At 70.6% G+C, this 20,295-nt stretch carries 17 protein-coding genes; 7 read left to right on the top strand and 10 right to left on the bottom strand.

Going from position 1 to position 20,295, the window contains the following annotated elements:
* Positions 1 to 166 precede the first annotated feature (166 nt).
* Positions 167 to 520, top strand: coding sequence for a chemotaxis protein CheB (locus ACWD2L_RS27760; protein ID WP_451192076.1), 354 nt, complete (start codon positions 167 to 169; stop codon positions 518 to 520).
* A 6-nt stretch (positions 521 to 526) separates the two neighbouring features.
* On the opposite strand, the gene ACWD2L_RS27755 is transcribed toward ACWD2L_RS27760, so the two are convergent.
* Complete coding sequence (locus ACWD2L_RS27755; RefSeq protein WP_351334974.1) at positions 527 to 1,246, bottom strand: CPBP family intramembrane glutamic endopeptidase; 720 nt, start codon at positions 1,244 to 1,246, stop codon at positions 527 to 529.
* Positions 1,247 to 1,444: 198 nt separating this feature from the next.
* On the opposite strand from ACWD2L_RS27755, the gene ACWD2L_RS27750 reads away from it, so the two are divergent.
* The gene (locus tag ACWD2L_RS27750; RefSeq protein ID WP_351334972.1) at positions 1,445 to 3,148 is read left to right on the top strand and encodes an alpha/beta hydrolase; all 1,704 of its coding nucleotides are present in this window, start codon (positions 1,445 to 1,447) and stop codon (positions 3,146 to 3,148) included.
* 27 nt (positions 3,149 to 3,175) lie between these two features.
* Here the strand turns inward: ACWD2L_RS27750 and ACWD2L_RS27745 are convergent, their stop codons facing one another.
* From ACWD2L_RS27745 to ACWD2L_RS27715, 7 genes are all read right to left on the bottom strand, one after another.
* Positions 3,176 to 4,183, bottom strand: coding sequence for a DUF2804 domain-containing protein (locus ACWD2L_RS27745; protein ID WP_351334969.1), 1,008 nt, complete (start codon positions 4,181 to 4,183; stop codon positions 3,176 to 3,178).
* A gap of 75 nt (positions 4,184 to 4,258) precedes the next feature.
* On the bottom strand, positions 4,259 to 4,999 hold the full coding sequence (locus tag ACWD2L_RS27740; RefSeq protein ID WP_351334967.1) for a GntR family transcriptional regulator: 741 nt from the start codon (positions 4,997 to 4,999) through the stop codon (positions 4,259 to 4,261).
* 9 nt (positions 5,000 to 5,008) lie between these two features.
* Positions 5,009 to 6,175, bottom strand: a complete 1,167-nt coding sequence (locus tag ACWD2L_RS27735; RefSeq protein ID WP_351334964.1) for a mandelate racemase/muconate lactonizing enzyme family protein — start codon at positions 6,173 to 6,175, stop codon at positions 5,009 to 5,011.
* Positions 6,172 to 7,026, bottom strand: a complete 855-nt coding sequence (locus ACWD2L_RS27730) for a carbohydrate ABC transporter permease (protein ID WP_351334962.1) — start codon at positions 7,024 to 7,026, stop codon at positions 6,172 to 6,174. The genes ACWD2L_RS27735 and ACWD2L_RS27730 overlap by 4 nt, the downstream gene beginning before the upstream one ends.
* A complete protein-coding gene (locus ACWD2L_RS27725) occupies positions 7,020 to 7,946 on the bottom strand; it encodes a carbohydrate ABC transporter permease (protein ID WP_351334959.1) in 927 nt (308 codons plus the stop codon). Before ACWD2L_RS27725 ends, ACWD2L_RS27730 begins: the two co-directional genes overlap by 7 nt.
* Positions 7,943 to 9,298 (bottom strand): ABC transporter substrate-binding protein, encoded by a 1,356-nt coding sequence (locus ACWD2L_RS27720; RefSeq protein WP_351334956.1) that lies wholly within the window; start codon positions 9,296 to 9,298, stop codon positions 7,943 to 7,945. Before ACWD2L_RS27720 ends, ACWD2L_RS27725 begins: the two co-directional genes overlap by 4 nt.
* A gap of 76 nt (positions 9,299 to 9,374) precedes the next feature.
* Positions 9,375 to 10,502 (bottom strand): zinc-binding dehydrogenase, encoded by a 1,128-nt coding sequence (locus ACWD2L_RS27715; protein ID WP_351334953.1) that lies wholly within the window; start codon positions 10,500 to 10,502, stop codon positions 9,375 to 9,377.
* A gap of 398 nt (positions 10,503 to 10,900) precedes the next feature.
* Between ACWD2L_RS27715 and ACWD2L_RS27710 the strand changes: the two genes are divergently transcribed.
* The 4 genes from ACWD2L_RS27710 (at position 10,901) to ACWD2L_RS27695 (ending at position 15,960) form a co-directional block, all read left to right on the top strand.
* Positions 10,901 to 12,118 carry an MFS transporter gene (locus tag ACWD2L_RS27710; protein ID WP_351335087.1) on the top strand — a complete coding sequence of 406 codons (1,218 nt, stop codon included), beginning with the start codon at positions 10,901 to 10,903 and terminating at the stop codon, positions 12,116 to 12,118.
* A gap of 32 nt (positions 12,119 to 12,150) precedes the next feature.
* Complete coding sequence (locus ACWD2L_RS27705; RefSeq protein WP_351334951.1) at positions 12,151 to 12,801, top strand: TetR/AcrR family transcriptional regulator; 651 nt, start codon at positions 12,151 to 12,153, stop codon at positions 12,799 to 12,801.
* Between the two features lie 41 nt (positions 12,802 to 12,842).
* A complete protein-coding gene (locus tag ACWD2L_RS27700; protein WP_351334948.1) occupies positions 12,843 to 14,837 on the top strand; it encodes a hypothetical protein in 1,995 nt (664 codons plus the stop codon).
* A gap of 115 nt (positions 14,838 to 14,952) precedes the next feature.
* Positions 14,953 to 15,960 (top strand): amidohydrolase family protein, encoded by a 1,008-nt coding sequence (locus tag ACWD2L_RS27695; RefSeq protein ID WP_351334945.1) that lies wholly within the window; start codon positions 14,953 to 14,955, stop codon positions 15,958 to 15,960.
* A gap of 11 nt (positions 15,961 to 15,971) precedes the next feature.
* Here ACWD2L_RS27695 and ACWD2L_RS27690 read toward each other — a convergent pair whose 3' ends face one another.
* Both ACWD2L_RS27690 and ACWD2L_RS27685 read right to left on the bottom strand, forming a co-directional pair.
* The gene (locus ACWD2L_RS27690; RefSeq protein WP_351334942.1) at positions 15,972 to 17,183 is read right to left on the bottom strand and encodes a carboxylesterase family protein; all 1,212 of its coding nucleotides are present in this window, start codon (positions 17,181 to 17,183) and stop codon (positions 15,972 to 15,974) included.
* Positions 17,180 to 18,499: an MFS transporter gene (locus ACWD2L_RS27685; protein WP_351334939.1), complete on the bottom strand. Its 1,320-nt coding sequence runs from the start codon at positions 18,497 to 18,499 to the stop codon at positions 17,180 to 17,182. The genes ACWD2L_RS27690 and ACWD2L_RS27685 overlap by 4 nt, the downstream gene beginning before the upstream one ends.
* 247 nt (positions 18,500 to 18,746) lie before the next feature.
* Between ACWD2L_RS27685 and ACWD2L_RS27680 the strand changes: the two genes are divergently transcribed.
* The gene (locus ACWD2L_RS27680; protein WP_351334938.1) at positions 18,747 to 20,228 is read left to right on the top strand and encodes a 2-hydroxymuconic semialdehyde dehydrogenase; all 1,482 of its coding nucleotides are present in this window, start codon (positions 18,747 to 18,749) and stop codon (positions 20,226 to 20,228) included.
* The last annotated feature ends 67 nt before the right edge of the window (positions 20,229 to 20,295 follow it).

Below are 20,295 nucleotides of genomic sequence, written 5' to 3'. Positions count from 1 at the left end.
GGCCTGGGGACGCTGTTGGGCGGCCTGAGCGGGGAGTTGTCGGCGTTCTGGTGGTGCAGCACCTTCGGCGCTCCCGCGAGACGCGGATCGTCTCCGTGCTGTCCCCCCCCGGACCGACCTCAGGATCAAGCTGGCCGAGGACGGGGAGGACCCCGATCTGGGCACCGTGTACATCGCTCCGCCGGACCGGCACCTGTGCGTGGGGACGTCCAGGACGCTGGCGTTGACGGAGGAGGAGCCGGTGAACCACGCCCGCCCGGCCGCCGACCCGATGTTCGAGTCCGCCGCGAAGGCCTACGGTTCCAGGACCATTGCCTGCGTACTCACCGGCGCCGACGGCGACGGCTCACGAGGCATCACCGCGGTGAAGAAGCACGGCGGCACCGTCATCGTGCAGAACCCGGCCACAGCCGAGTTCCGCGGCATGCCCCGCTCGGCGATCAACACCGGACTGGTCGACCTCGTCCTGCCCCTGGAGGACATCGCACCGGCCATCGCCCGTCTGGTGGGGCGTTGTTGAGGGCCCTCATGCCCGACTCCACAGATACCCGAACACGTACCCAAGGGCGTTGGTCGCCCAGTGGAGGCCCATCGGGGCCAGCAGGCTGCCGCTGCGGTTCCGGAGCAGGCAGAGGACGCATCCCGCCGCCGCGGTGAAGAGGACCGTGCCCAGTTCGACCAGGACGGTGCCCAGTACGGAGTTCCCGAAGGTGGACGTGAGTGCGGGCTTGTCGTTGGCGAGGTTGAGCGACGGCAGGATGTGCCAGAGGCCGAAGAGCAGCGACGAGCCCAGCATGGCCGCCGTGGGGCCGCGCATGCGCTGGATCAGGCCGTACAGGACACCGCGGAACGCCGTCTCCTCCAGAAGGACGGTTCCCAGGGGAACCATCATCAGTGACTTGAGCAGCACCTCGGGCAGGCCGAGGCCGTCGTTGCGGTTGTCCTCGAACAGGTGGCGGGTGGCCGGGAGAGCGGCGGCGCACACGTAGACGGCGGCGACGATGCCGATGAGGGCGAGGGCCCAGCGCACGCCGGTGCCCAGCGAGTCCCGGGCCAGACCGAGATCGGCCCACTCGCCGCCGGCCCGGAGCAGGAGCAGCACGAGCACGCAGGTGCTGACCACCGCGGTGAGCAGGATCCAGGAAGGGATCCAGCGGTTGTTGGCGAGGTTGGTCAGTACCAGCACGCCGACGGCGCAGGCGAGGGCCGAGGCGTGGGAGATGCGCCCGGTGAAGGGTGCCTGCATGGATGGGTCACCTCGTCCGCCGACGGTCCGTATAGATGGGCGTGAGTAGGTGTGCGTCAGTAGATGTGTACAAGTAGGTGCGCACAAGTAGTGCCAAGCCTGGATTGATGCGACATTACTGGCAAGTTGTCGGAACCGGTTGCCGTTGCCGCGGTCCCCTCTCCGGAGGTGTCGAGCGCGGCCTGAGGAGTGCCTGCGGTGGAGCACAGTTCGTATCAGGTGTACGGCAGGCCGCGGTCCTGGTTCCGTCGGCACGCGGGGTCTGAGCGGGTCGTGTTCAGAGGGTTCTCCTGGGGCGGGTGCGTGCTGGCCGCGGTCTTCTACTGCCTGTCACTGACGCCTTCGCTCCTGCCGCGCGCCTGGTGGCTGCAAGGGCTCGCGGCGGGCGTCACGGCGGTGGTCGGGTACGCCGTCGGTGCGATTCTCGACGCGGTGACGCGCCGGATCGCCGGCCGCGCCGGGCTGTATCCACCACGTACGCGTCACGGGTGGGTGAAGTGGGCGGTGGCCGCCGTCGCGGTCGCGGCCGTCGTGGTGCTGACGGCGCGGAGCGTGCGCTGGCAGGGTGATGTGCGCCGGGCCGTGTCGATGCCACCTCAGGTGGTGTGGTGGCAATGGGCGTTGGTGCCGCTGGTCTCCGCCGTGCTGGCGCTGCTCGTGCTGGGCGTGGCCCGCGTGCTGCGCCTTGCGACACGTGTCGTGACGAACCTCGCAGGGGGTCATGTGCCGCGCCCTGTGGCGTACGCCGTCGGTGTCGTCCTGGTCGCCCTCATCGCCATCGGTTTCGCTCAAGGGGTTCTGGTCGGCCGGGCCCTGCGCGTGATCGAGAGCGCCGCGTCGCTGACCGACCAGGGGACCACGGAGGGCATCGTGCGGCCCGAGCTGGCCACGCTCTCGGGCAGTCCGCCGTCGCAGGCGCCGTGGGACAGCCTGGGCGCCAAGGGCCGGGACTTCGTCGGCGAGGCCACCCGCCGTGAGGACATCGCGTCGTTCACCCATGCACCGGCCAAGGATCCGGTGCGGGTGTACGTCGGTCTCCGCTCGGCCGACACCCTCCAGAAGCGGGCCGACCTCGCCGTACGCGAGCTGGAACGCACCGGCGGCTTCTCCCGCAAGGTGCTGGCCGTGATGGGCACCACCGGCACCGGCTGGATCAACGAGCAGGGCAGCAAGCCGTTGGAGTACATGTGGGGCGGCGACAGCGCCCTGGTGGCCATGCAGTACTCGTACTTGCCCAGTGGTGTGTCGGTGCTGACGGAGGACGAGGCCGCGGACGCCGGTTCCGCCCTGTTCGACGCGGTGCGCCGCAAGTGGCTCACGCTGCCCAAGGGCGACCGGCCTCAACTCCTCGTGTACGGCGAGAGTTTGGGATCGTACGCGATGGAGCACGCGCTCGGCGGATCCCCGGACGCGCTCACCTCGAAGGTCGACGGGGCGCTGTTCGTCGGCCCCACGTACAGCAACCCGCTGTGGAACCGGGTCACCGACGGCCGCCGGACCGGCAGCCCGCAGTGGCGGCCGGTCTACGACAACGGGGCGAACGTGCGGTTCGCCCAGGTACCCCGTGACTACACGATCCCGGACGCGCCCTGGCGACAGCCGCGGTCGGTCTACCTGCAGAACGGGTCGGACCCGGTGGTGTGGTGGTCGCCGGGGCTCGCCGTCAACAAACCGGACTGGATGCTGACACCGCGGGCCGGGGACGTGTCACCGGCCATGCGCTGGTACCCGCTGCTCACGTTCTGGCAGGTGGCCTGCGACATGGCCGGCGCGGCGGACGTCCCCGACGGCTACGGGCACCGGTACGGCGCGATGCCGACCAGCGCATGGGCGGAGATCACCCGGCCGCCCGGCTGGACCGAGGCGGACTCCGAACGTCTCGCCCGCCGACTGACGTCCTGACCAGCCGCGACCGCACCTCCGTGCCGCTCACCAGCGCCGGTGGACCTCCTCGGCCCAGCCGTAGAGGTCCCGCACCTCCACGGTCTCGCCCGCGTCGTCGACGACCCGGCCCCGGTAGCGGCCGAATGCCTGGTCCTCGCGGCTGCGCATCCACAGCCGAGTGGCGTCGGAGGAACGCACGTACTCGGGCTGGAACTCAAGGTCGACACGCTCACCGGTGATGTGCCACGGCGCGTACCAGTCCTGGCTGTCGTAACGCCACACCAGCTCTTCGCTGATCTTGTGCAACCGGCCGTCGAGGAAGAGGCCGTTCTCCACACTGCCGGTGCCGTCGGTCCACTTGCCGCCGATCTGCAGGCCGACCTCGCGGCCGTCGACGTGGCCGTGCGCGGCGCCCCAGTTCCACAGCGTGCTGCTGGGCCAGCGGCCCCGGCCGTGGTCCAGGGTGGCGACGGATTCCTCGGCGGACACCGGGAACTCCTCGCCCCGCACGGTGATGGTGCCCTCCACGGGGCGGCCCACGTCCTTGACCGTGTACTGGAAGCGCCGATCCGACCACGGCACCACCACCGCCAGGCTGTCCCGCCCCGGAACGCGCTCCACCCGAAGGTCGGCCCGCAACTCACCGGCCTTCACCCGCAGCCGGGTGTGCCCGGGGACCTCCTCGATGGAGACGGAGTTCTGGCCGGGCCCCAGCCACACGCTGCCCTCCCCGCAGCGGTCGGGGAACTGCACGCCACGGGCCGGCTTGGTCACCTCCACCGAATGAAGGGGGGTGTTCGTGCGCCGGTCCAGGCACCAGGCGCCCTTGCTGGACAGGTAGTCGAGGCTGGAGGCGGTGACGGCGAACACATGGTTCGGCGTGACGACACACCAGTACTCCCAGCGCATCGTGCGGCCCCAGCCCTTGAGGTTGGTGTGGTGCAGGGGCGTCCTGCTCCAGCCGACCGCGTCCGGGTTGAGCCGCCCGTCGGGACGGCACAGATTGGTCCGCTCGGTGATCTCGCGCTCCGCTACGCGGTGCCCGGTGTGCATGAAGTTCTCCTTGAACTCTGGGCCCCTGTGAATGAGGCCGGACCATTGGTGAAGGGGAACAGGGCGCGCCGCGCTTCAGTTGGCCCCGCGGGGCCCGGCGCCGTCGGCCGCGGACTGTTCCTCCAGTGCCTGGATCAGCGCGTCCATCGCCGCCAGTTCGTGGGCGCGCACCAGCTCCGCCGCCTCCTGGAACGACCCGCCCGCGAGCGCGTCCCTGATGGCCACGTGCTCGGCGTGGGACTCCGGAAGCCGCCAGGGCACCAGACGGAACCCGCGCTGGGCGGTTTCGGTCTTGGACCAGATCCCGGTCAGCATCCGGTGGATCATCTGCGTCTGCCCGGTGTCACAGAGCAGCGAGTGGAACCGCCGGTTGAGGGCGGCGAAGCGGGCCACGTCCCCTTCGCCGACCGCCTCGACGGACTCGGCCAGCACCTCGTCGACCTGGTCGAGCCTGGTTCCCGTCAGCGGCCCGCCGAGCTCCAGGGCCAGCGCCGACAGCGCCGCCCTGACCCCGTACAGCTCACGCGCGTTGTCGACGGTCACCTGCGCCACCACCGCGCCCACGTGCGGCCGTTCGACGAGCCAGCCCTCCGACACCAGCTGCTTGACGGCCTCCCTGACGGGGGTCTCGCTGATGCCGACCGCCTCCGCGACCGTGCGCGCCACGAGCTTCGTGCCGGGTGCCGCCCGCCCCGACATGATCTCTTGCTTGATGTGCTCCGCGGCCAGGTCGGCCTTGGTACGGAAGGGCTCGGGCGGTCGCGGGGCCGGCCCACCGGACAGGGCCGGGTCCGCGGAGGAAGGTCGTCGGGTCATGTGCGCCTCTCACACCTGCTGTACGGTCAGCGGCTCGATCGCCGCATGGTCAAGTTCGACGCCGATCCCCGGGCCCTCGGGAAGCGGTACGTTCCCGGAGGCGTCGGGCAGCAGCGGCCGGGTGAGCATCACGTGGAAGACCTCCGGCACGATCACCGGGGGGTCGTACGGATACTCCAGCCAGTCGCAGTTCGGCAGCGAAGCGCACAGCTGCAGGTTCCCCGCCACGCCGAGGCCGGTCGCCCAGGCGTGCGGGATCACCTTCCGCTGCCGCGCCGCGGCCATCATCCCGAACATCCGCAGCGCGCCGATCTCCTCGCTCTCATTGGCGTCGGGCTGGTAGATGCTGAAGCAGTCGTCCTCCAGCAGACGGACGAGCTGACCCAGGCCGCGGTTGTGCTCCCCGCCCGCGATGGGAATGGGGGAGGCGGCCGTCAACTCCCGCTGGGAGCGGTAGTCGTGACGCCCCAGCGGTTCCTCCAGCCAGGCCACGCCGAGGTCGGCGAACTCCCGCGCGGTGGTGAGCGCCCGCTCGAAGTCCCAGATCATGCGGCTGCCGTCGGGACGGTAGCGCCAGGACGCGGCCGCCTGGTTGGCGTCCACCATCAGCGTGACGTCGGGCCCCACCGCCTCGCGTACGGCGGCCACTTGGGCCACGTCCTCGGCGATCGTGTCCGCGTGCACCCGCAGTTTGATGCCGGTGAATCCCTCCGCCACCACTTGGAGGGCATCGTCGGCCCGCTGATGCCGGTCGCGCACTTCGCCGAAGCTCGCGTACGCGCGAATGGCGGTGCGCTCACCGCCCCACAACTGGTGCAGCGGCCGGCCGCAGGCCTTGCCCACCGCGTCCCAGACGGCGACGCCCACGACCCAGGGCCGGGGGAAGACGTATTCGGCGACGTACCGCAGTCGGTTGGCGATGCCCGTGGTCGCGAGGACGTCGAGGCCGACGAGCGCGGGCCTGAGCCACGTACGGATGGTCTCCAGGAGCATCGGCCCGGTGCCGTGTCCCATGTCGCCGCCGGACACCCCGACGATGCCGTCCTCCGTCTCCACCTCCACGATGACGGCCGACATGGCGCGGTGGCCGCCCTCAGGTGCCCAGGAGGGGTGGAAGGGGCGCGGGTAGGGCAGTTCGACGAGGCGGGCGCGGACGTCCCGTATGCGTGTGGTCATCCCTTGGTCGCTCCGTCGGCGAGGCCCTTGACGAGGTACTTCTGCACGGCGAGCGCGAAGATGACGACGGGCAGTACCGTCAGCACCCCGACGGCCGCCAACGGGCCCCACAGGCCGCCCCGTTCCGTGTCCGCGGCCATGCCCGCGATGGCGACCGGGATGGTGACCGCGTGGTCGTTGGTGAGCACCAGGGCGAACAGCAGCTCCTCCCAGGCGAGGATGACGCAGTAGATCAGCGTCGAGACGAGGCCGCTGAGGCTGCACGGCACGATGATGCGGAAGAAGGCGCCGAACCGTGTGCACCCGTCGACCATCGCCGACTCCTCCAACTCCCGCGGCAGACCGCGGAAGAAGGCCTGCATCAGCCACACCACGTACGGGATCAGGAACGTCATGTAGGCGAGGATCACGGTGATGTACTGGTCGGTCAGCTGGAGCTTGCGTGCGACGAGGAACATCGGGACGACCAGGGCGATCGGCGGCACCGCACGCGAGGCGAGGATCAGTCCCGCGACGACGCCCGCGCCGCGCATGCGCAGCCGCGACAGCGCGTAGCCGGCCATCGAGCCGACGACCATCGAGATGACGGCCGAACCACCCGCCACGATCACCGTGTTGACCATGCGGGGCAGGATGCGGGCCTGCTGGAAGTAGCTCGTGTAGTTCGCCGATGTCAGCTCGCTGAAGAGGCGGGGCGGGACGGAGAAGATGTCACGCGGCAGCTTGAAGGAGATGCTCACCATCCACAGCACCGGGAACAGGAAGACGAGTGTCACCAGGATGGCCCCGCCGATCGCGAAGACTCGGCCCCACTTCGGTCCCGGCGCCGTCTGTACCGTCTCGCTCACCATCGGTTCTCCAACCGCCGGGTAATCCGGAAGAGCACGTAGGTGACCACCAGCGTGAGCAGCAGCACCAGCGTCGCCATGGAGGAGGCGCTGCCGAACTCCAGGCTGCGGAAACCCTTGTCGTAGATGTAGAGGTTGACCACATCGGTGGCCTGTCCCGGGCCGCCCTTGGTGGCCGCGAGCGCGATGTCGAACATCTTGACCGCACCCAGCCATCGCACGATGAACGCGGCGGACATCACCGGCACGAGCAGCGGCAGCGTGATCCGCCACAGTGTGCGCAGCGCGGAGGCGCCGTCCACACGGGCCGCCTCGTACACCTCGGTGGGCAGTGCCATGATCCCGGCCGAGGCGATCAGCACCACGAAGGGGGTCCAGCGCCAGGTGTCGATCACCACGAGGCTGATCATGGCGAGTGTCGGGTCGCCGAGCCACTCGACGGGCCCGATGCCGACAAGCCCGAGTACGTAGTTGACCACGCCCCACATGGGGTCGAGCAGCATCCGCCACATCCCGCCGGCGACGACGGGAGCCACCACCATCGGGATCAGGAAGAGCGCCCGCAGCACGCCGCGGCCCTTCCACTCCACGTTCAGCAGAAACGCGATCGCGAACCCGAGCACCATCTGGAGTGGCAGGGCGAGGATCAGGTAGATGCCGGTCACTTTGAGGGACTGGGCGAAGCCCGGATCCTGCAGCACCAGCCGGTAGTTGCTCCACCCCACCCAGCCGGAGGGCTCGAACTTCGCGAGGTCGAAGGAGGAGAAGCTGACCCAGACCGTGTACGCGATGGGGTAGAGCAGCATGCCGCCGAGCAGCACGAGAGCGGGGGTGAGGAACAGCCACGCGGTGCCCTGTTCACCGAGCCGCGCGCCACGGCGGAAGGGCAGCAGCCCGCGGGGTGTCGTCGTCGGGGCGCTCACTGGTCGTACCCCTTCGCCGCGAGGAGCGTGGAGATGTCCTTCTCCGCCCGGTCCAGGGCCTCCTTCGCGGTCGTCTCGCCCGACATGGCCCGGCTGGTCTCCAGGGCGAGGATCTGCTGTACGGCGTCGGACTCGGGGAGCCGGGGACGGTACATCTTCCCGGCCTTGACCGCCTTGTCGCCCTTCTCGATGGCGCTGTACACGGGGCGCAGCCACTCGGCCGGAGGATCGGCCAGGGTGGAACGGCGGGCGGGGAACGACCCCAGATGGGCGCCGACCCACTGCTCGCCCTTCTTCGAGGTCACCCACTGCAGGAACGTCCACGCGGCGGCCTGGTGGGGCGACTTCTTGGTGACCGCCGCCGACCACACACCACGGTGTGTGCTGGGTCCCGCTGAGCCGGCGGGCATCGTGGTGATGCCGACGTCCCCGGAGCCGAGCTTCGTGGACGCGCTGTCCATGGCCGTGCCCTTGTAGACACTGCCCCACATGAACATGGTGGCTGTCCTGCCCTGCCGGAACGCCTCCAGCGGCTCGTTGAACTGATACGTACTCGCACCGGGCGGAGCGTGCTTGAGCAGGTCGATATGGGTCTGCAAGGCCTTGACACCCTTGGCGTTGTTGAACGTGACGTGATGCTTGTCGTCCATCAGTTGTCCGCCGTCGGCGTTGAGCATCGTCTGCCAGATGGTGGGTGTCAGTGGGTCCTTGGTGAAGTAGGTCCCGACCGCCCAGGAGTCCTTCTTGCCGTCCCCGTCGGTGTCCTGGTCGAGCTTGGAGGCGTCCTTGAGGTACTGCTTCCAGGTCGTGTGCTCGTCGGGCTCGGCGACCCCGGCCTTCTTGTAGAGGGCCCGGTTGTAGAACATCAGCATCAGGTTGGTGCGTACGGGGACGGCGTACTGGTGTCCATCGGCCTGGCCTGCCGCCAGGTCAGAGGGGGTGAAGTCGGCCCAGTCGTAGTCCTTGCCGGTGGTCTTGCGGGCATCCCCCTTGCGCAGGTCGAGCAGCGCGCCGGTCTCCGCGAGCCGGGGGATCCAGGGATCGTCGGCGAGCACGATGTCGTACGTGGGTGACACGCCGGTCAGATCGAGCATGGTCTTCGGCAACTGGTCCGCATAGGGCAGCCCGTCGACCCTGACCTTGATGTTCGGGTACTCCTTGCGGAACTGTGGCACGAGCTTGTCCTGCCACTGCTTGGCGAAGGCGTCATTGGCCAACACCCGTATTTCCACGGGCTTTTGGGCCGTGCCGAGAGTGCCGGCGCCGCCCTTCTGCGGGGGAGTGGAGCAGCCGGCAAGTACCAGGGCGGCCGCGGCTGTCGCGGCCGCGACCGGCAGGGGGATTCTTCGCATGGGACGCGGTCTCCTCGTCACCGTCGGGGCAGGAAGAAGGGGGGAGGGGTGGGACGAAAATGGCGGGGGTAAGTCGTCAACTCACGGGGCTGAAAGCGACCTTGACGACATCCCGGCCGTCGAGGGAGTAGCTGCCCTCCAGCGCGGAGAGCGCCTCGCCGACACGGTCCAGGGGCACGCGATGGCTGACCACGCGCTCGTACGGCCGGTCCTCCCGCTCAAGGAGAGTCAGCGCCTGGTGGTAGCGGCGCTGCATGTCGGGGCCCGCGCCGTAGACACCGGTGAGCGTCAGGTCGCGTTGCAGCAGGTCGCTGAACGGGTTGAAGGGGATGGTGCCCCTGTCGGTGAAGTTGCCGAGTTCGGCGAGGACTCCGCCGCTCGCGAGGTAACCGATGGCCTCGGTGAACGCCTGGGGTGAGCCGGCCGTGCCGATCACGCAGTCCGCGCCCGCCGGGCGGCCCAGCGCGGACAGGACCGCACGTCGGCGAGCCTCGGTCCCGGTGTGCTCGCCGATGTCGACGACGTCGTCCGCGCCCAGTTCCAGGGCGAGTTCCAGACGTGTGCCCGGGTCGCCGAGCGCGACGATCCGGCCTGCGCCCGCCGCACGGGCCGCGGCAACCGCCATCAGCCCGATCGCGCCGACCCCTTGGACGACGACGGAGCTGCCGACCCCGATCCGGCCCCTGTCGATGCCGTGCAGCGCCACCGACAGGGGTTCTTGCAGAACGGCGATGCCGGGCGGGAGTTCGGTGCGGTGGAAGACGGTGCCGACGTTGGAGGCGAACAGGTACTCGCTGAACCCACCGCTCAGGTCCGGGACTTGGCCGATGGGCGAGGCGAAGCCGTAGGAGGGGCGGCGGTCCTGGCAGGCGTCGGGCCGGTGCCGGACCTGGCAGTCGAAGCAGGTGCCACAGCTCAGTGCTGGGAGGACGCCCACACGGTCGCCCAGGGACACCGGCCGACCCGCGTGGTCGGTGTGCACGCCGGGGCCGAGTGCGCTGAGTGTGCCGACGATCTCGTGACCCAGGAGGGCGGGGAAGGTGACACTGGCGAGCCGCCCGCGACGGATGTGTGCGTCCGTGCCGCACATCCCGGTGAGCTCGACCTTCAGTACGAACTGGCCGGGCCCCGGCTCGGGCACGTCGAACTCACGGATCTCGACGGGCTCTCCGACCCCGGTGACGACCGCCGCACGTGACTTCATCGACTGCTCGCTCCCTGGATTCTGGATTCTATGGAATATGGAATGCGGCAGACATTAGGCGGAAGATCGTCGGCGCGTCCAGGGGGTGGGAGGAAAGAAGTCCGGTTGGTCGAGGGGAGCGCGAGCCGTCCCAGATGGGTGGGCGGGCGTGAAAATGGAGTGAGCCGTGAAGTTCACTCGTTCAACGGGTTCGTTCGCAGGTCTTGTCTCGACTGAAATTGTGACTACGCTCAGGGTTCGCTCCTACGCTCCACCCCCTCCATCCACTGCGCCGCTCCCGCCAGGAGGCCGTCTTGGACGCCACGGATCCGTCCGCGCGTTCCGTACCTGTCCCGGGAAACCGGGGAGACGAGCCGGAAGGCGCACCGGAAGACGCTCCGGAAGCGGGCCTCCCGCGGGTGGGTCTTGTCCGGGTCGGGGCGGCTCTGACGGCTGCTCAGACGGCCGTCTATCTCACCGTCAACGCCGTGGCCACGGTCCTGTTGCCCGTGCAGATCGCCCGACTCGTCGGCGAGGCGCACAAGGAGTCCTGGCTGGGCATCGTCTCCTCGGTGGGGGCGGCCGTCTCGATGCTGGCCAGCCCCGTGATCGGCATGCTCTCCGACCGCACGCGCCACCGCCTGGGCCGGCGCGCGCCCTGGCTGCTGGCCGGCGGCGCGGGCGCGGTGGTCGCGTTCGCCGCCGTGGGCTTCGCCCCCGGACCGACCTCGCTCCTGCTGGCCTTCGCCCTCGCGCAGATCACCGTCGTCCTCGTGACGACACCGCTCAGCACGGTGATGGCGGAACGCGTGCCACGCAGCCGCCGCGGCACCGTCGGGGCGCTGCCCGCGCTCGCCACCACGCTGGCCGCCGCGTGCGCGGGCTGGCTCGGCGCCGCCTTCGTCGACACCCCTGCCGTGGGCACGACGTTCCTCGGTGCGGTGGTGCTGGTCGGGACCGTGGTGTTCGTCCTGGTGGCTCCCGAACGATCCAGCCGTGACGACGATCGCGCCCAGGCGCCCCGGGGCACACCAGCGCCGATGTGGCGCACGATGTTCGTCGCCTTCCGCGACCACAACTTCCGCTGGGCGTGCGCGGGCCGCGTGCTCGTCGTCATGGCCTACGCGGTTCTTCAGACACGTCTGCTCTACTTCGTCCAGTCCCGCTTCGACCTGGACCTGCACGCGGCCACCGCGAGCGTCGCCACGGTCAACGCGGTCGCCGGGCTGCTCACCGTGATCGGCCTGGTGACCGCCGCGCCGTTGTCGGACCGGTTCGGCCGGCGGCCCTTCGTCTACTTCGGGGGCTCGGTGGTGGGGCTCGGCATGCTGCTGGTCACCCGGATCACCTCCGAGACGCAATTCCTGCTCGCCTGGGGGCTGGTGTCGCTCGCCTTCGGTGCCTTCATGGGCGTCGACGCCGCGTTGACGGCGGATGTGCTGCCGGACGCGGAGGGCGTCGGCAAGGACCTGGGGCTGATCAATCTCGCCCAGACGGTGCCGCAGACCCTCGCCCCCGCCCTCGGTTCGGCGGTACTGACCGTCACCGGCGGCTCCTACACCCTCCTTCTGCTGCTCGGCGCGGTCTGTGCCGTCGCCAGTGTCTTCACCACCGCTCGGCTGCGGGGCGTGCGATGAACCCGCCCCAGGGCAGCGCATACCGTGCCCACATGACCGACACCACCCCCTCCGCCAAGCGCGGCCCGTACGCCCGTTCCCGCAAGCGCCGCGCGGACATCGCCGACGCCGTGCTGCGTCTCGTCGACGAGCACGGGCACGACCGGGTGACCACCGCGCTGGTCGCCCGCGAGTCCGGGGTCCCCGAGGCCACCGTGCTCTACCACTTCGCCGGCAAGGAGCACCTGCTCGTCGCCGGCATGGTGCGGGCCGACGAACTGGCGGTGCGGGAGGCCGGTGTCGAGGAAGAGGACGTACGCCTCGACCTCGACGAGCTGCGGCGCGCCGTGGCTCCGGGCCCCGTCGAAGAGCGGCGGCTGCGCCTGTATCTGACGCTCAAGGGGCTCTCCGCCACGCCGGGCAGCCCCGCGGCGGCCTACTTCCACGACCGGACGGAGCACAGCGTGCGCATCTTCGCCCGGCTGGTCGAGCGCCGGCAGCGCGACGGCCTCGCCCACCCGGGCCTCGACCCGGAACAGACCGCCCGTCAGATCTCTGCCCTCTTCGACGGCCTGACCATGATGCGCATCACCAACGCCGACGTCCCGGTGGACGACCTGCTCGCCGACGGCGTGCGCCGCCTGACGGGGGAGAACTGGATGCGGGCCCGCGCCCTGCTCGACGGACCCGAGGTCGGCCTCTGACGCCGCATCAGGGCCTACAACGAGCCTCGTAGGAAAGGAACATGATGGAACATCAGGCCGACGAGCTTTTCGGCAAGCCCTACACGGACGTGGACGAGTGGCGGCAGGAACCGGTCCCGCACCGCTACCTGCACGGCGGCTTCCACGGCACCGACACCCGCTTCTCCGCGTACTTCCCGCCCCGCGAGCAGTACGCGGGCCGCTTCTTCCAGCATGTGACCCCGGTTCCGCAGAGCGAGCACCTGGCGCAGACCGCCCGCGGGCAGGAGGACCGCATCGGCTTCGCGGCCGACAGCGGCGGCTACTTCCTGGAGACCAACGGCGGCGGTCCGGACTACGCCGACCCCACCTCGGGCGCCGATCCCACCATCGGCGCCTACCGCGCCAACGCCGCCTGCGCCCGCTACTCCCGCGAACTCGCCGTGCGTGTCTACGGCTTCGACCACCGCCCCTACGGCTACCTCTACGGCGGCAGCGGCGGTGCCTACCGCACCATCGGCGCCGCCGAGAACACCGAGGGTGTGTGGGACGGATTCGTCCCCTACGTCATCGGCAGCCCGATGGCGATCCCCAATGTCTTCAGCGTCCGCATGCACGCCCAACGGGTGCTGCGGGGCAGGCTGGAGGCGATCGTGGACGCGACCGAGCCGGGCGGCGGCGACATGTACGCCGGTCTGGACGCCGAGCAGCGGGCCGCCCTGGAGGAGGCCACCCGCATGGGCTTCCCGCCGCGCTCCTGGTTCGGCCATCGCACCATGGGCAACCACGCCTTCAGCGTCCTGAAGCCCGGCGTCGAGGCCCTGGACGCCGGCTACTTCGAGGACTTCTGGACGCGGCCCGGACACCTCGGCGCCGACTCCGCACCCGACAGCTCCCTCCACCGCGACCGGCTGCGGCACCGCTGCACCGTGGCCGAACTGGTCACCGCGTCCGACGACATGCCGCCGCACGGCACCGTCCGGGGCGGCGTCGACACCTCCTTCGCCTCCGCCTCCGCCGACAAGCCGTTGACCGGGATCCGGCTGAGCGTGCCCGTCCGTGTCGCCGCCCAGGGAGCCGACCTGCGCGTCATCACCGGAGCCGCGGCAGGCGGCTCGTTCGTACTGAGCGAGGTGCACGGCGACCTGGCCGTCCTCGACGAACAATTCCGTGGCGCGAGCCCGGACGGGCTGCGTCCGGGCGACGAGATCGAGATCGACAACAGCGGCTTCCTCGCCGCCCAGACCTACCACCGGCATCAGGTGCCCGGCCCCGAGTACGCGGTCTGGGACCAGTTCCGCAACCCGGACGGCACCCCTCGCCACCCGCAGCGCGAGCTCCTCGCCGGCCCGTTGTTCACCGGCGCCGCCTCAGGATCGCTGCCCGAGGGCCGGCCGCACGGCAAGATGGTCGCCGTGTGCAGTCTGCTCGACCGCGAGGCCTTCCCCTGGCAGGGCGACTGGTACCGAAGCCGGATCCGCGAGCACCTCGGCGAGGAGGGCGAGCAGGCCAACTTCCGCCTCTGGTACGTCGACCACGCCCTGCACGGCGACAGCGAGGCCCAGGAGGACCCCACGCACACGGTCTCCTATCTCGGCGCCCTCCACCAGGCACTGCGGGACGTGGCCGCCTGGGCCGAGCGGGGCGTCGAACCGCCCGCCACCACCGCCTACAACGTCACCGACGGCCAGGTGCACGTTCCCGCCGCCGCCCACGACCGACGCGGAGTACAGCCCGTGGCCCGGCTCACCGCGAACGGCGGCGAACGCGCCGAGGTGACGCCTGGTCAAGAGGTCGTGCTACGCGCCGAGTTCACCTGCCCTCCCGACGGCGGCAGTATCGTCGCCGCGGCCTGGGACCTGGACGGAACCGCGGCCTTCGCGACGCACGAGGAGATCGTCCCGGCCCCGCGCGTGGTGATCGAGCGACGGCACACCTTCGCGCAGCGGGGCACACACTTCGTCACCGTCCGCGCCTCCGCCCACCGGGACGCGGACCCGGCCACCCCGTTCGCGCGCCTCGACACCCTCGCCCGGGTAAGGGTCGTCGTCTCCTGACGGTCGCCTGCCGATGGCGTCATGGCCGTCTCCGCCTGCGGTGTGGACCGAGCCTGCCTACGCTGGTGTTTTCGTCGCTGGTCAGCCCCCGGCACACCAGAGTGGAGGTCGCCCGATGACAGACGCCGACGCGGTGGACACCCACGCGGTGGACGCCTTCGCCGTGGATACCCACGCGCACGTCTACCCGGCGGCGTATCTGGACCGGCTGGAGGGTATCGGGGTCGACCCTGCGACCACCAGGATCGCGCGGAACCTCGCCGCCGACTCGACCGACGCGGACATCGCCGAACGCCTGCGGGGCATGGACGCCGCGGGCGTCGCCGTCCAGGTACTCGCCGTGACACCGCAGAGCCCGGGCGGACCTGAAGCGCAGCCGTCACTCGACGCGGCAAGGTGGATCAACGACGAGTACGCACGCCTCGTCGAGGCCCACCCGACCCGGTTCCTCGCCTACGGCGCGCTGCCGCTGCCGCATGTCGACGCCGCACTGACCGAACTCCCGCGACTGTTCGACCAGTTGGGGTTCGCCGGCGTCTCCCTTCCGGCCGTGCTGCCCGGCGGGCTCAGCCCCGCGGACGCCCGGTTCGCCCCCGTGTGGGCTGCCCTCGACGAGCGGTCGGCCATCGTCAATGTGCACGCCACGGGTTCGGGCGCCCGCTCGGACCTCATCAACGACCACCGTCTCGAGTGGGTCAACGGGGCACCTGTCGAGGACGCCATCGCCGTGCTCCAACTCCTGAAGGCGGACATCCCGCGACGCTTCCCTCAAGTCCGGCTGCACGTGGCCCACTTGGGCGGCGACCTGCCCTTCCTGGCCCAGCGCCTCCAGGACAACTACGAGGACTGGCACGCGTTTCCCGAACCGCCCATGGAGACCTTGCCGCGCATGTGGTTCGACGCGGCCAACTTCCACGAACCGTCGCTGGTCCTGGCAGCCGAAACCTTTGGAACCGACCGGCTCCTGGCGGGCTCGGACCACCCGTACTTCCAGGGCGAGAAGTACCGGCGGGCCTTCGACTACATCCGCACCTCCCGACTGACCGACACCGCCACCCGCGCCGTCCTCACCGGGAACGCGCGGGCCCTGTACGGGGAGCGGTTGGCGCTGCCACAGGTGTGACCCGCCGGCGCTCAGCCGTCCAGCCCGGTCATCGGAGCAGGCAGCGCCCCCGGATCCCCGGTGCGGGCGAAAGCGGCCCACGCCCCGCGGACCTCGCGTCCGAAGCGGTCCACCTCCGGCCAGGTGAGGTCGCCGAGCATCGGTGCGCCGTGCCAGGCGGTCGCCGAGCCGAGGACGAGTGGGATCTCCAGGCAGTGGGTGGCAGCGTAGGCGGAGCCGCGGGGGCGCCAGTCCAGCCGGTAGCCGTGCACGCGGGCGCCCGCGGCCTCCAGTTCCCCGTGCAGGGCGGTGAGCGGTGCCTCGTAGACGCGGTGGGTGCGTTCGGCCACGCTGCCGTGGTCGTTGGCGCCTTCGGCGAAGGCGGACATGTCGTCGGCGTTCCAGCCGTAGAGGACGTCCATGGCGGTGGGGTCGAAGGCGAAGTCCGCGCGTCCGGCCGGGAGAGGGCGGGTGCCGGAGACCGGGCCGAACGGGGGGACCAGGGTGTTGCCGACCCGCTGTTGGAGGTCGGCCGCCGTGAGGGCCTGCGCCGTGAGCAGTGCCTCGTGCGGGGCCGTGCGCGGGTCGGCGTCGAGGTGTGTCGCGAAGAGGTGGCCCGTTTCGCGGGCCTCGGCGAGCGGCCTGGTGGCGATGGATACGGGCGCGCTCTGCAGCACCGCGCGGCGGAACAGTCCCCGGGCCTCGGGCAAGCGGAGCAGCTGAAGGATGGACAGGGCGCCGGCGGACTGGCCGACGAGCGTGATCCGGCCGGGATCACCCCCGTACAGGTGGATGTTGTCGCGTACCCAGCGCAGCGCCTCCAACTGGTCGAGGAGGCCGAGGTTCCCCTCGCTGACCCCGTCGAGCACGAGATAGCCGAGCGCGCCGAGGCGGTATCCGGCGCTGACGACGACCACGTCCTGCTCGGCGGCGAGTGCGCTGCCGTCGTACCAGTCGAGGACACCGGCACCGCTGCTGAAGCCGCCTCCGTGGAACCACAGGAGAACGGGGCGACCGGCCCCGGGGGCGGTCGGGGAGGTGACCGACAGGTGGAGGCAGTCCTCGCTCTGGGGCCTGCGGTCGTGGGGCGGGCCCATCACCTTGTCGAGCCGGGACGGCGGTTGGGGGCAGATGCCGCCCGCGCCGTTGGCGGGTTCCACTCCTCGTACGGGTACGGGCGGGGAGAACCGCTCCGCGGTGGCGAACCGGAGAGGGCCGCTGCGGGCCAAGGAGTCGTCGTTCATGCCTCACCTGCGAACTCGGGAGTGGTCACCTTCTGCTGAGGAGTCTCGGGGACCGCACGGAACAGGGCCACCGCGCCGACGAGACTGAGCGCGCACACCACCACGAGGTACCAGGTCACACCCATGGAGGAGTCGCCGCCGCCGAGCAGGGCGCTGGAGATCATGGGCGCGAGGCCGCCACCGAGCACCGCGCCGGCCTGGAGGATCAGCGAGGTACCGGAGTACCGCACCCGCACCGGGAAGGTGTCGGCGATGATCGCGCCCTGCACACAGTGCGTCACGGGGATGATCAGACCCATCCCGGCGAGCGCGACCAGCGCGGTCGCACGGCTGCCGGTGTCGAGCAGCGGAAAGAAGACCGCACACCAGACGAGCACGGCCACGGAGCCGGCGATGAACATGCCCCGTCTGCCGTGCCGGTCGGCGAAGCGCGTCCACACCGGGATGGAGGCGAACCACAGCACCGCCGCCCCACTCACCCCGAGAATGAGGAACTGCTGGTCGTAGCCCAGGTGTTGAGTGCCGTACGACAGCGTGAAGACCATGAAGACGTACGCGACCGTGGAGTTCGCCAGCACGGCCAGCAGGGTCAGGCCGAGGCGCGGGAGGCCGACCTTCATCGCGTCGGCCAGCGGGAAGCGGGCCACCTCCTGCTCCTCCCGCGCCTTGTCGAAGGACGGCGACTCGGTGACCCGCAGCCGGACGACCAGCCCGACGCCGACCAGGACGAAGCTCAGCAGGAACGGGATGCGCCAGGCCCACCCGGTGAACGCCACATGCCCGGCAAGGGAGTTGGTGGCCAGGAAGACGAGATTGGCGAGCACGAGACCGGCCGGTGTGCCCATCTGCGGGAAGCCCGCGTACAGGTTCCGCCGCCCCTCGGGGGCGTGCTCCATGGACATCAACGTGGCGCCCGCACCCTCACCGCCGAGGCCGATGCCCTGGACGATGCGGAGCACCACCAGGAGGACCGGGGCCCACAGGCCGATGGTGTCGTAGCCCGGCACGAGCCCGATGAGGGTGGAGCCGAGACCCATCAGCAGCAGCGAGGCCACCAGCGTGGAGCGGCGGCCGAGACGGTCCCCGAAGTGGCCGAAGACCAGACCGCCCAGGGGACGGGCCACGAAGCCCACGGCGAGGGTGCTGAAGGCGGCGAGCGTGCCCGCCGCCGGACTCAGGCCCGGGAAGAACTGCTTGTCGAAGATGAGGGCGGCGGCCGTGCCGTAGAGGAAAAAGTCGTACCACTCCAAGGTGGTGCCGAGGAGGGTGGCGAGCGCGGTTCTGCTCGCACCTTGCGAACGCTCGGGGTCACTCATGGCGTAGGTACCTCGCTTGCTGGGTTCGGCGGGGTGGGTTCCGCGCTTTCGGTGGATCCTGGGCCCCCGCGGACCGGCCGACAAATGCCGGTTTCCCTCGCCGCCATAGCCGTCTGGGTATACCGGACGCGTCCCGACACGCCCCGACGCGTTCTGGCGGCCGCTCGGCCCGACATACCGAAACAGGCATGGCAACGAGCGAAAAGTTCATTTGTCAGGCATGGGCCCGGAGTTCCAGGCTGTGACCATGACGGCAGACACGACACGGTGGATCCGCAACTTCGTCGACGGGCGTTACGTCGATCCCGAAGCCGGCACCGACCACCGCTCCTTCGACGCGATCGACCCGGCCACCGGCCGCGCGCACGCCCAGGTGCACGAGGCCGACGCACCCCTGGTGGACCGGGCGGTGACGGCGGCCCGCACGGCCCTCGGCCCCTGGTCGTCGACCCCGGTCAGGGAACGCACCGCCGTGCTCCGGCGGGCCGCGGACCTCATCGAGGCACGGTTCGAGGAGTTCGTGGCCGCCGAGACGGCCGACACCGGCAAGCCCCTGACGCTGTCCCGGGAGCTGGACGTGCCCCGCGCCGTCGCCAACTTCCGCACCTTCGCCGACGTGGTCGCCGCCGCGGGCCAGGAATCCTTCATGACCGACCTGGCCGGCGGGCGCCAGGCCCTCAACTACGCGGTGCGCAAGCCGCTCGGCGTGGTCGCGGTCATCGTCCCGTGGAACCTGCCGCTGCTGCTGCTCACCTGGAAGGTGGCCCCGGCGCTGGCCTGCGGGAACACCGTGGTCGTCAAGCCGAGCGAGGAGACCCCCGGCACGGCGACGCTGCTCGCCGAGGTACTCGCGGAGGCCGGGCTCCCGGCGGGCGCGTACAACGTCGTGCACGGCTTCGGCGGCGGCTCGGCGGGGGAGCACCTCACCACCCACCCCGGGATCGACGGTGTCACCTTCACGGGTTCGTCGGCGACCGGCGCACACGTGATGAAGACGGTCGCGCCGCGCGTACGACCCGTCTCCTTCGAGCTCGGCGGGAAGAACGCCGCGCTCGTCTTCGAGGACGCCGACATCGAGGAGACCCTCGACGGTCTCGAGCGGTCCGTCTTCGCCAACACGGGCCAGGTGTGTCTGTGCACCGAGCGGGTCTACGTGCAGCGGCCGGTCTTCGACAAGATCGCCGACGGGCTCGTGGCGCGGGCCGAGGCCCTGCGTCTGGGCAGCCCGCTCGCCGAGGGGACGACCACCGGGCCCCTCATCTCTCAGGCCCACCGTGACAAGGTGCGTGGCTACTTCGACCTGGCGGAGGAGTGCGGCGCCAAGGTCCTCACCGGCGGTAACGTCCCGAGTCTCGGCGGAGACCTCGACGGTGGCTCGTGGATCGAGCCGACGCTCTGGACCGGCCTGACCAACGCCGACCGGCCGGTCCGCGAGGAGATCTTCGGCCCCGTCGCCGCGCTGATCCCCTTCGACACGGAAGAAGAGGCGATCGCGCTGGCCAACGACACCGAGTACGGTCTCGCCGCCTCCGTGTGGACGCAGGACCTGCGGCGCGGCCACCGCGTGGCACAGGCCATGAACGTGGGGATGGCCTGGGTCAACACCTGGTTCCTGCGCGACCTGCGCTCGCCCTTCGGCGGCGTCGGCCTGTCCGGCCTCGGCCGCGAGGGCGGCGCCTCGTCGCTGCACTTCTACACCGAACCCACCAACGTATGCGTGCAGTTGTGACGCCGACCGGCGATGATCCCGGCGGTCCGCAGCGCACGACCGCGCACGCCGCCACCACCCGAACCGA

It is taken from the genome of Streptomyces sp. NPDC002754 (genome assembly GCF_053592315.1).
This window is presented reverse-complemented; position numbering and strand designations above follow the sequence as displayed.

Excerpts from the sequence above, each read along its gene's own strand:
- ACWD2L_RS27755 (WP_351334974.1), bottom strand. The coding sequence starts at position 1,246 with ATGCAGGCACCCTTCACCGGGCGCATCTCCCACGCCTCGGCCCTCGCC.
- ACWD2L_RS27745 (WP_351334969.1), bottom strand. The coding sequence starts at position 4,183 with ATGCACACCGGGCACCGCGTAGCGGAGCGCGAGATCACCGAGCGGACC.
- ACWD2L_RS27740 (WP_351334967.1), bottom strand. The coding sequence starts at position 4,999 with ATGACCCGACGACCTTCCTCCGCGGACCCGGCCCTGTCCGGTGGGCCG.
- ACWD2L_RS27735 (WP_351334964.1), bottom strand. The coding sequence starts at position 6,175 with ATGACCACACGCATACGGGACGTCCGCGCCCGCCTCGTCGAACTGCCC.
- ACWD2L_RS27730 (WP_351334962.1), bottom strand. The coding sequence starts at position 7,026 with ATGGTGAGCGAGACGGTACAGACGGCGCCGGGACCGAAGTGGGGCCGA.
- ACWD2L_RS27720 (WP_351334956.1), bottom strand. The coding sequence starts at position 9,298 with ATGCGAAGAATCCCCCTGCCGGTCGCGGCCGCGACAGCCGCGGCCGCC.
- ACWD2L_RS27715 (WP_351334953.1), bottom strand. The coding sequence starts at position 10,502 with ATGAAGTCACGTGCGGCGGTCGTCACCGGGGTCGGAGAGCCCGTCGAG.
- ACWD2L_RS27705 (WP_351334951.1), top strand. The coding sequence starts at position 12,151 with ATGACCGACACCACCCCCTCCGCCAAGCGCGGCCCGTACGCCCGTTCC.
- ACWD2L_RS27700 (WP_351334948.1), top strand. The coding sequence starts at position 12,843 with ATGATGGAACATCAGGCCGACGAGCTTTTCGGCAAGCCCTACACGGAC.
- ACWD2L_RS27695 (WP_351334945.1), top strand. The coding sequence starts at position 14,953 with ATGACAGACGCCGACGCGGTGGACACCCACGCGGTGGACGCCTTCGCC.
- ACWD2L_RS27690 (WP_351334942.1), bottom strand. The coding sequence starts at position 17,183 with ATGAACGACGACTCCTTGGCCCGCAGCGGCCCTCTCCGGTTCGCCACC.
- ACWD2L_RS27685 (WP_351334939.1), bottom strand. The coding sequence starts at position 18,499 with ATGAGTGACCCCGAGCGTTCGCAAGGTGCGAGCAGAACCGCGCTCGCC.
- ACWD2L_RS27680 (WP_351334938.1), top strand. The coding sequence starts at position 18,747 with ATGACGGCAGACACGACACGGTGGATCCGCAACTTCGTCGACGGGCGT.